Origin of the sequence: Rhizobacter sp. (genome assembly GCA_021153565.1) — a bacterium.
Lineage (GTDB): Bacteria > Pseudomonadota > Gammaproteobacteria > Burkholderiales > Burkholderiaceae_C > Albitalea.
On record JAJKJU010000234.1, the window covers coordinates 25918 to 34359 of the forward strand.

Annotated in this window: 9 protein-coding genes; 5 read left to right on the plus strand and 4 right to left on the minus strand. The window is 62.2% G+C overall.

The window, feature by feature from the left end; translation table 11 throughout:
- Positions 1–81: 81 nt before the first annotated feature.
- Positions 82–465: a VOC family protein gene (locus tag AC30NL_RS14990; protein WP_489464799.1), complete on the plus strand. Its 384-nt coding sequence runs from the start codon at positions 82–84 to the stop codon at positions 463–465.
- 125 nt (positions 466–590) lie between these two features.
- Here AC30NL_RS14990 and AC30NL_RS14995 read toward each other — a convergent pair whose 3' ends face one another.
- The 4 genes from AC30NL_RS14995 to AC30NL_RS15010 form a co-directional block, all read right to left on the minus strand.
- Positions 591–989 (minus strand): hypothetical protein, encoded by a 399-nt coding sequence (locus AC30NL_RS14995; RefSeq protein ID WP_489464800.1) that lies wholly within the window; start codon positions 987–989, stop codon positions 591–593.
- A gap of 83 nt (positions 990–1072) precedes the next feature.
- Positions 1073–2251 carry a DUF4382 domain-containing protein gene (locus tag AC30NL_RS15000; protein WP_489464801.1) on the minus strand — a complete coding sequence of 393 codons (1179 nt, stop codon included), beginning with the start codon at positions 2249–2251 and terminating at the stop codon, positions 1073–1075.
- A 10-nt stretch (positions 2252–2261) separates the two neighbouring features.
- Positions 2262–3089 (minus strand): DUF6502 family protein, encoded by an 828-nt coding sequence (locus tag AC30NL_RS15005; protein WP_489464802.1) that lies wholly within the window; start codon positions 3087–3089, stop codon positions 2262–2264.
- A gap of 150 nt (positions 3090–3239) precedes the next feature.
- On the minus strand, positions 3240–3527 hold the full coding sequence (locus AC30NL_RS15010; RefSeq protein ID WP_489464803.1) for a hypothetical protein: 288 nt from the start codon (positions 3525–3527) through the stop codon (positions 3240–3242).
- Between the two features lie 455 nt (positions 3528–3982).
- On the opposite strand from AC30NL_RS15010, the gene AC30NL_RS15015 reads away from it, so the two are divergent.
- The 4 genes from AC30NL_RS15015 (at position 3983) to AC30NL_RS15030 (ending at position 8175) form a co-directional block, all read left to right on the plus strand.
- Positions 3983–4177, plus strand: coding sequence for a hypothetical protein (locus AC30NL_RS15015; RefSeq protein WP_489464804.1), 195 nt, complete (start codon positions 3983–3985; stop codon positions 4175–4177).
- Positions 4178–4259: 82 nt separating this feature from the next.
- On the plus strand, positions 4260–4787 hold the full coding sequence (locus AC30NL_RS15020) for a hypothetical protein (RefSeq protein WP_489464805.1): 528 nt from the start codon (positions 4260–4262) through the stop codon (positions 4785–4787).
- Entirely contained in the window at positions 4784–6031 is a 1248-nt protein-coding gene (locus AC30NL_RS15025; protein WP_489464806.1) for an HlyD family secretion protein, read from the plus strand. The genes AC30NL_RS15020 and AC30NL_RS15025 overlap by 4 nt, the downstream gene beginning before the upstream one ends.
- Positions 6032–6033: 2 nt before the next feature.
- Positions 6034–8175 carry a peptidase domain-containing ABC transporter gene (locus tag AC30NL_RS15030; RefSeq protein ID WP_489464807.1) on the plus strand — a complete coding sequence of 714 codons (2142 nt, stop codon included), beginning with the start codon at positions 6034–6036 and terminating at the stop codon, positions 8173–8175.
- Positions 8176–8442 lie beyond the last annotated feature (267 nt).

An 8442-nucleotide genomic window follows, 5' to 3' on the forward strand; every position in this document is an offset into this window, starting at 1 on the left:
AGGCAATGACAGTCAACCATTCAACAGGCATGTCGCTTGCCGCTTCTCTCGTCCACACCTCAAGCAAACAAGGATCCCACCATGCTAGCCAACAAGTCTGTTGCCGCCACCATTGGCGTGAAGAATCTTCAAGAGGCCAAGAGTTTCTACAAAGACATGCTCGGCCTGGCAGTGGTCGCAGAAGAGGGTGAGGAGTTGGTCGCCTTCAAAAGTGGCGGCGCCACCCTCCTCGTCTATCGTTCAGAGTTCGCGGGCACCAACAAGGCAACCGCCGCCACATGGATGGTGGGGGCCGACGTCGACGAGATAGTTCGCACCCTGAAGTCCAAAGGCATTTCGTTCCTGCACTACGACATGCCCGGCATGACGCGTGAAGGTGACGTGCATGTCGGAGGCGGGATGCGGGTGGCGTGGTTCACGGACCCGGAAGGGAACATTCTGAACATCGCGAGTGCGAGCGCCTAGTGCAGCGCGGCAAAGCACGAATTTGTACGCGAACGACACGGTCGATCTGCTCGACCTGCGTGCCTTTTGACCCCTATCTCGGCAGCCGCCCATCAAGACTTGCAGCTATCGCACCTGGTTTGCCATCAATCGCCCCCGTGCTTGCCTTTGTGCTTCCTTTCCTTCCGGTCCCCATCATCGTGGCGGTGGTGATGCTCCTCGTAGCGCTCACGCACCCAGGTTTCCTTGACGAAGTAGACCGGCTGGCCGCAGGCGTTGTACCCGCCACAGTGCTTCGCCCAATGCTTCTGATGGCCCGGCGGCACGTACAGGTACAGCGGCTGCTGATGCACCACCACCCGCGCGGGCTGCTCGATGATGACCGGCTGCGCATAGACCACTGGCGGCGGTGCAACGTTGCCGATGTCGATGCGCCCATAGACGCCAGGCTGCGCCACGGAGACCGACACTCCCACATTGGTCTGTGCTGAGGCCAGGCTCACCGAGCCTGCGGCGAGGAGGAGGAAGGGAACGACAAACTTCATGAAGGTCTCCGAGATGAGTCTGAAACACCAGACGTTCAGGATTTGGCCCGGAACAAGTTCCCGTTTTGGGCCAGATCCTCAGTTCAAGGGAAGGTGAATACCACCGAAGGTACGGTGCTCGACACGTCGACAGCCTGTGTCTTCGTGACACCCGCAGACACCGCTTCCAGCGTGAACTTGCTGGCCGCTGCAGCGTCGGCTGCGAATGCGAGCGACACTGGATTGGCAACGTAGGCAGTCTTGACCGGCGCGCCGATCGGCAATGAAAAGACGAAGTCGCCATTCGTCGCGTCCACCGGTCCCCACGCCACTTCGACACTGGGGCCGCCGGTGAATGCCTGCAGCGCCCGCACCGTCGCGGTGGGCGGCGTCACGTTGCCGTTGACCGTGCGTATGGTGGCCACGGGTGGCGTGATCGGAACCGACGCGCTGTTCACCGTGGTCGGTGTCCCGGTGACTACCGGAACGCCCGTCATCACAGCGGTGACGCGACCGGCGGCGCTCACGACCAGGTCATAGTCGCCCGCGGGCACCGGATAGAGAACGAACTTGCCCGTGATGTCTGGCGCCGACGCCTTCACCGGCACGCCATTGAACTGCACCGAAACATTCGTGGTGCCGCCGAGGGCGAGCAATGGGTCGACATAGCCCACCACCCTCAGGCCTGCATCCGACAGCACGGGGATGACCGACACCACCGGCTTCAGGTTGTACTGGCCAGAGTTGCCCCGCTGGACGACTGACTTGCAGGCATCGAAATCGAGCACGAAGTCGACGACCTTGTCGGCCGGCACGTCGATATCGGCATTGAGCTTGATGCCTGACTGCTGCCCGCTGGGCGTGGTCAACGCCGTCTCGGCGCCGCCGGTGGGAACCACCGAATTGGCCAGGGGGTGGGATGTGTCGTTGGCGGCAAGCACGAGGCGCAATTGCGTGTACTTTCCGGCCGGCAAAGAGGTCTGGCCCAAGTTCTCGAGCACTCCGTTGGACAGCGTCAGCAGGTCGACCCGTTTCGCCGGATTCAGCACCACCTCAGACCAGCCGCTGTCCGTGTCGGACGCGGTCGCACTGGTGTGCACACGGACCTTGTCGATGGTGATGTTGACGGCGTCGAAACCGCATGACGGCGCGTCGGTCACGGACAAGTTCAAAGTCCCCATGGGGCTGCCGGTGCCACCGATGCCGCCGCCGCAGGCGGCAAGGAACAACGTTGAGAGCAGCGCTGAGGACAGTGCGGCCATGGCCATGGATTTGATCTTCATCTCGTCTCTCCTATTCCAAGCGTTGTTCGAGGCGTTCTTCAAAATAGTAGATGCCCAACCCGACGCGTGCACGCGGCGCTGTGTTGCCGTGCTCGTTCTCGATATCGTGCTCAGCGAGCCAGCGGTCCAGCTTTTCGAGCAAGGCCTGGGCCTGCGTACCGCTGAGCTTGCGAAATGTCGGCAGCGCCTCCAGCGGAATGCTGTCGTACATGACCTTGCGCTGGAAGCGCGGGTCGGTCTCGCCGAAGCGGAGGTTGTGGTCGATTGAGTCGATCAAGTCAGCGACGTCAGTGCCCAGGATGCCGATCTTGTCGATCGCACTGTGCTGCGGCACATAGGCGCGCGTCACCATCTCGCATCGGCCGTCGGGGCGTTGCGACACCGACCCCACGCGCACAAGTTCGTCGAGGACGGCGCGGGCAGGCATGTCGCCGCTGAACCGTTTGACGAGACCGGCGAAACCGAGTGCGCCTTCGGCTTCGAGCACCAGCGGCGCGCCGCGCTCATCCGTGAAGTCGGGATCTCGCATCCATCCGGTCAGCACGCGGGCCGCACGGTTGTAGCTGTCCACGCTGTCCACCGAGGTTTGCGCCGGCTCAGACACCAGGCGTTGAACCTCCTTGCGAGTCAGTCCAGAGAGGATCGACACACGCGAGATCGACGCCTTCTTGCCCGGCATGCCGAACTCTTCCAACGCAACGTTGACGTAGATCCGCTTGGCGATGTCTTCGAATGCACCGAAGGAGACGGCGTGACGCAACAAAACGCGAAACAGGGGGCGCAGCAAGAGAGCGAGCGCGCTCTTCAGGGCTATGTGATGGCTGTTTCCGAAGTCCATTTGGGAAATATATCCCAAATGTCGGAGCGGCAGCAATCCAAGGCGATCCTCCTTTTCATGCAGTTTGGCGCGCTTTGCTCCTATGATTTCCTGCGTGATCAGGCGTCTTTTGGAGTGCTGCTCGGACACGTTCGAAATACTCTCAGCCTCTCACCGCCCGCCCATCGCCTCCTCGATCGCAGCCGTCGTGTTCATCGCATGCTCGGCCACCTGGTCGATGCTCATGCCGATGACGGTCAGCGGATAGGTGCCGGACACGACGCCGCGGTAGGCGATTTCGGCGGCGACCATGTGCGGTGCCATGCCTTCGATTGCGGCGACGAGGCACTCGACGAAGGAATCGAGTGCGGTGTCGCCATAGAGCTCTTCTGCCTGGTCGGTGACGCGGTACTCGAAGAGCTCGCCGTCGGTGTTGTCGATGTCGATTCGAACGATCACGTTTGACTCCCGTACGTTGCAATGCAGATATTGTCGATGCGTGCCTCTGCACGCGGCCCGAAACAACTCGCTGAAGAAGGGCCCGGTCGTCGTCTACTTCTATCCCCACCGTGGCAGCGATTCTTCCGTCCCGCGCCACGACGAAGTTGTTCGTTCGACACGTTCATGATCGATCGCTGCGCCACGACGCCCACCTATGTTCTTGGGGGGTGTCTTTCGCGTTTTAGGGAGGGTGCAAGCGCCCCTATGCGACTAACTTTGCGGCATGGGATTTCGAAGCGGAACGCCTGCTTTCGAAAAGCCATGACGGTAGTCATGCCGACGACCGTCACCGCCGCCCACGAACCGTCGTCGCACTTCCCGCTCGAACGTCCGTGGATGGCAAACCAAGCGATCCTTCGCCCATGCCGGGTGATGGATTGTTCTTTGTCAATGTGTCTCAAGGAGAACCTACGATGCAAACCAAGACCACACGTCACGACATCCCCGAAGCCTCGACCGCGACACTGCCGACGACCTTCGTCACGGCTGAAGAAACGGCCGAGCTGACGAAGATGCTCGAGCTTGAATTCGAGCAAGCCCAGCAAGTGGCCGGCGGCCTGGCCTCCACCATTCGGTGCTGCGCCTGTCATTGCTGCAGCTGCCACTGATCGAAGTCCTGCCCAGGTCTTCACAGTGCCGGGGCGAAGGCCCTCTCTCCCTTCGCCCCGCCTTTTCATCAGGAGCATGACGATGATCACCAACGAGCAACTGCGCGACAGCTTTCTCACACCCGCGATGAAGTACTACTTCGACCGCAAGCTCGCACCGCTGCCGAGCGCAGAGGTCGATGCGCGCATCGAGGAACTGTTGAAGTACCTCAACATGGCGGCGCACAGCCACGGCGGCATTCCCTTCTCGGATGAGATCGACGACCTCTGGCACCTCTGGATCATGCAAACCAAGGAATACATGCGCCTGTGCCAGAAGCTGCAAGGCAGCAAGTTCATTCATCATTCGTCGAACGACTACGAAGAGTTCACCGACAAGAACATCAAGGCACGACCTGTCGATCTGCATCGCGCAGTGGCAATCCTGCGGGCCTACTTCATCAACTACGGGCCGCTCGAAGAAGACCGGCTCAGGTACTGGCCGGTGGCGGCGCAGGTAACGCACAAACTGGGGTGGACAGCGCAACGGCTCAATGCCTGGCTGGGTGCGAAGGTCTCGTCGGGCAAGACCGCACAGCATCGCGAACCGGCGCTCGAGACGGCGCAATGAACCCCATCCGTTTCCGCAAGGAAGCGGTCGCAGCGCAGTGCGACACGCTGTACGGTTCGCCTCTCATCGCGCAGACGCCGCGTCTGGGCGTGCTCGTGGTCGCGCTGGTTTTGGCATCGATGCTGTTTCTTGCCTTCGCAGCATGGGCGCAGTACACGCGCAAGGAACACGTCGTCGGCTACCTCGCACCCAACCGCGGACTCATCAAGGTGTTCACGCCGCAAGCCGGCACCGTGCTCGAACGCCGCGTCATCGAGGGCCAGGTGGTGAAGCAAGGGGACGTGCTGATGGTGGTGTCGAGCGACCGTTCAAGCGCGTCCACACGCGACGCGCAAGCAGCGGTGCTCGGCCAGTTGACCGATCGGCGCGAGAGTCTGCGACGCGAGCAGGAAAAGCAAGCAGAGATCGATGGCCTCGCGGCATCCGCGGTCGCGCAACGCGTGCGAAGCCTGACGGCCGAAATCGAACAGGCACGAACGCAGATCGAGCTCCAAGGGCATCGCGTTGCCAGCGCCGAACTCACTGTCAAGCGGCATGAAGGGCTGGTCGCATCGCATTTCATGTCGGAGGCGGCGCTGCAGCAAAAGCAGGACGAACTGCTCGATCAGCGCGGCCAACTTGCGAACTTGAACCGCACGGTGGCGGGGCTCGCTCGAGATCTCGATGCCGCACGCACCGAACTCGCCAGCAGCAGCCTGAAGCGTGCCAACACTGCTGCGCAACTTGGCCGTCAGATGTCGGAACTCGACCAACAGCTCACGGAAACCGACAGCAAGCGCAGCGTGGTTCTGACCGCAGCCGCCGATGGGACCGTCACGACCATCCTCGCGGAAGTGGGTCAGACCGTGAACCCCGCTGCGCCGCTCATGTCCATCCTGCCCGAGGGCGCGGCCCTTGAAGCCGAACTGCTCGTACCCACGCGCGCGGCGGGTTTCATCAAGCCGGGCCAATCGGTGGCGCTGCGCTACCAGGCTTTTCCATATCAGCGCTTCGGACACCACGAGGGCGAGGTGCTGCGCGTGGGTCGAAGCGTGATCCAGCCGAATGAAGCCAGCGTACCCGTCGCCTTGTCGGAGCCGGTCTACCGCGTCACGGTGCGCATCCCGGCGCAGCAAGTGCAGGCCTACGGGCAAGCCATGCGACTGCAGTCGGGCATGTCGGTCGATGCGGACATCTGGGTCGATCGGCGGCGCGTGGTCGAATGGCTGTTCGATCCCATCCTCTCCGTCACCGGTCGGGTGTGAGCATGCTGGACTTCTCGTTTTCACGCCGCGTGCCACTGATCCTGCAAACGGAAGCGGCCGAGTGCGGCCACGCCTGCATCGCGATGGTGGCCGGCTACCACGGCCACCGCATCGATCTCGCCACGCTGCGGGCTCGGCATTCAGTGTCGCTCAAAGGATCGACACTGGCAGACCTGATGCAGTTGGCGGGCTCCATGGGGCTCGATGCGCGCCCCTTGCGGCTGGAGATGAATCATCTTGCCGAGTTGAAGTTGCCTTGCGTGCTGCACTGGGACTTCAACCACTTCGTCGTGCTCACGCGCGTGCGTGGCGGCGTGGCCAGCCTTCATGACCCGGCGATCGGTTCGCGCGACGTGCCGCTTGCCGACTTCTCCAAGCATTTCACCGGCGTGGCGCTCGAACTGACGCCGACATGCGAGTTCATGCCGGCGAATGAAAAGCGAAGCATCCGGCTGCGAGAACTCGTGGGCAGCTTGCCCCGACTGGGCCCGACGCTCGCTCAAGTGCTGGCGCTTGCCTTGACGCTGCAGGCCTTCGCGCTCGTTGCGCCCTTCTTTCTTCAATGGGTCGTCGATGAAGCCATCGTGTCGCAAGACCGCGATCTCGTCAGCGTGCTGGGTGTCGGCTTCCTGCTGCTGGCCCTGCTGACGGCCGGCATCACCGCATTGCGGGCCTGGGTGCTGATGGTGCTGGGCACCAACCTCAATCTGCAGCTGATGTCAAATCTGTTTCGCCACCTCATACGCTTGCCGATGTTGTGGTTCGAGAAGCGGCACATCGGCGACGTGGTCTCGCGTTTCGATTCGCTCAATACCATCCAGCGCGTCTTGACGACCAGCGCACTCGAAGCACTGATCGACGGTGTGATGGCATTGGGCACGGCGGCGATGATGTTCATGTACAGCGCGCGCCTCGCGTGCGTGGGGCTTGCGGCTGCCACGTTCTATGCGTTGCTTCGCTTCGCGCTGTACCGCCCTTTTCGGCAAGCCAGCGAAGAGCAGATCGTGCGCGGAGCCCGGCAGCACAGTCACTTTTTGGAGACCGTGCGCGGCATGCAGGGAATCAAACTCTTCGCGCGCGAAGACCAGCGCACCACCGCGTGGCAAAACCTCGTCGTAGACCAGTTCAACGCCGGGATCCGCACGCAGCGTCTGGCGCTGCTCTACCAAGGATTGAACGGCTTGCTGTTCGGCATCGAGAACGTCGTTACCGTGTGGCTGGGCGCGCGCCTGGTGCTCGATGTGTCGGGCGGTTCCGGCTTCTCTGTGGGAATGCTCTTCGCATTCGTCGCCTACAAGACGCAGTTCGTGCAACGCGTGGCGGCCCTGATCGAGAAGGGGCTGGAAATGCGCATGCTGGCGTTGCACACCGAGCGCGTAGCAGACATTGCGCTGACGCCGACCGAGCCGCGCGACACAGCGATGGCCCTCGGGGCAGCGCCAGTGTGCGGCACCATCGAGTTGAAGAACGTCTGCTTTCGCTATGCCGATTCCGAACCGCACCTGATCGACAACGTGAACCTGCGCGTGGAGTCGGGGGAGTCCATTGCCATCGTCGGCCTGTCGGGCAGCGGCAAGACCACACTGGTCAAGCTGATGCTGGGTTTGCTTCAGCCCACGTCGGGCAGCATCGAGATCGATGGCGTTCCCCTCGCTCGATTGGGCCTGTCCCGCTATCGCAGCGGGGTAGCGAGCGTGATGCAGGACGATCAGTTGTTTGCAGGATCGATTGCCGAAAACATCTGTTTCTTCGATCCGCAGGCCGACGAATCGAGGATCGAATCCAGCGCACGCATGGCCGCGATGCACGACGACATCCTCGCCATGCCGATGCAATACAACACGCTTGTCGGGGACATGGGGACGGTGTTCTCGGGCGGGCAGAAACAGCGCATCCTCCTGGCTCGTGCGCTGTATCGGCAGCCGCGGATCCTGTTCCTGGACGAAGCAACCAGCCACCTCGATCTCGTCAACGAACGCTTCGTGAATGAATCGGTGCGAACGCTCAGTCTCACCCGAGTCATCGTCGCGCATCGCAAGGAGACCATTGCAAGTGCCGACCGCGTGATCAAGCTGGCGGGTGGACGGGTGGTGAGCGGCATGGCAGTGACAGAAGGCGGAACCCAACGGCGAGCGCTTTCGTAGCTTTCGGGGCCAGGGTGAGATCCGCATTACTTCCTCCCCCTGGGAGAGTCGAGGGGGCGAGGGAGCAATACAGGCCAGTTCGCTATGGCCCGCTTCGAAGTAATGCATTGCGGCTCCCTCTCCCCCGGCGGGGGGAGAGGGTTGGGGTGAGGGGTCTCTCAAAAAACACACCCATCTCCATCAAGGCAACCCGACGGCCTCCACCATCGCCTGCACCTGCTCGACCCCTCCCCGCCACCCGTTTGGCGATGAAGAAGGCGGGGTTGA

Coding starts and splice junctions, on each gene's coding strand:
- AC30NL_RS15000 (WP_489464801.1), bottom strand. CDS start 2,251: ATGAAGATCAAATCCATGGCCATGGCCGCACTGTCCTCAGCGCTGCTC.
- AC30NL_RS14990 (WP_489464799.1), top strand. CDS start 82: ATGCTAGCCAACAAGTCTGTTGCCGCCACCATTGGCGTGAAGAATCTT.
- AC30NL_RS15005 (WP_489464802.1), bottom strand. CDS start 3,089: ATGGACTTCGGAAACAGCCATCACATAGCCCTGAAGAGCGCGCTCGCT.
- AC30NL_RS15020 (WP_489464805.1), top strand. CDS start 4,260: ATGATCACCAACGAGCAACTGCGCGACAGCTTTCTCACACCCGCGATG.
- AC30NL_RS15025 (WP_489464806.1), top strand. CDS start 4,784: ATGAACCCCATCCGTTTCCGCAAGGAAGCGGTCGCAGCGCAGTGCGAC.
- AC30NL_RS15030 (WP_489464807.1), top strand. CDS start 6,034: ATGCTGGACTTCTCGTTTTCACGCCGCGTGCCACTGATCCTGCAAACG.
- AC30NL_RS15015 (WP_489464804.1), top strand. CDS start 3,983: ATGCAAACCAAGACCACACGTCACGACATCCCCGAAGCCTCGACCGCG.
- AC30NL_RS14995 (WP_489464800.1), bottom strand. CDS start 989: ATGAAGTTTGTCGTTCCCTTCCTCCTCCTCGCCGCAGGCTCGGTGAGC.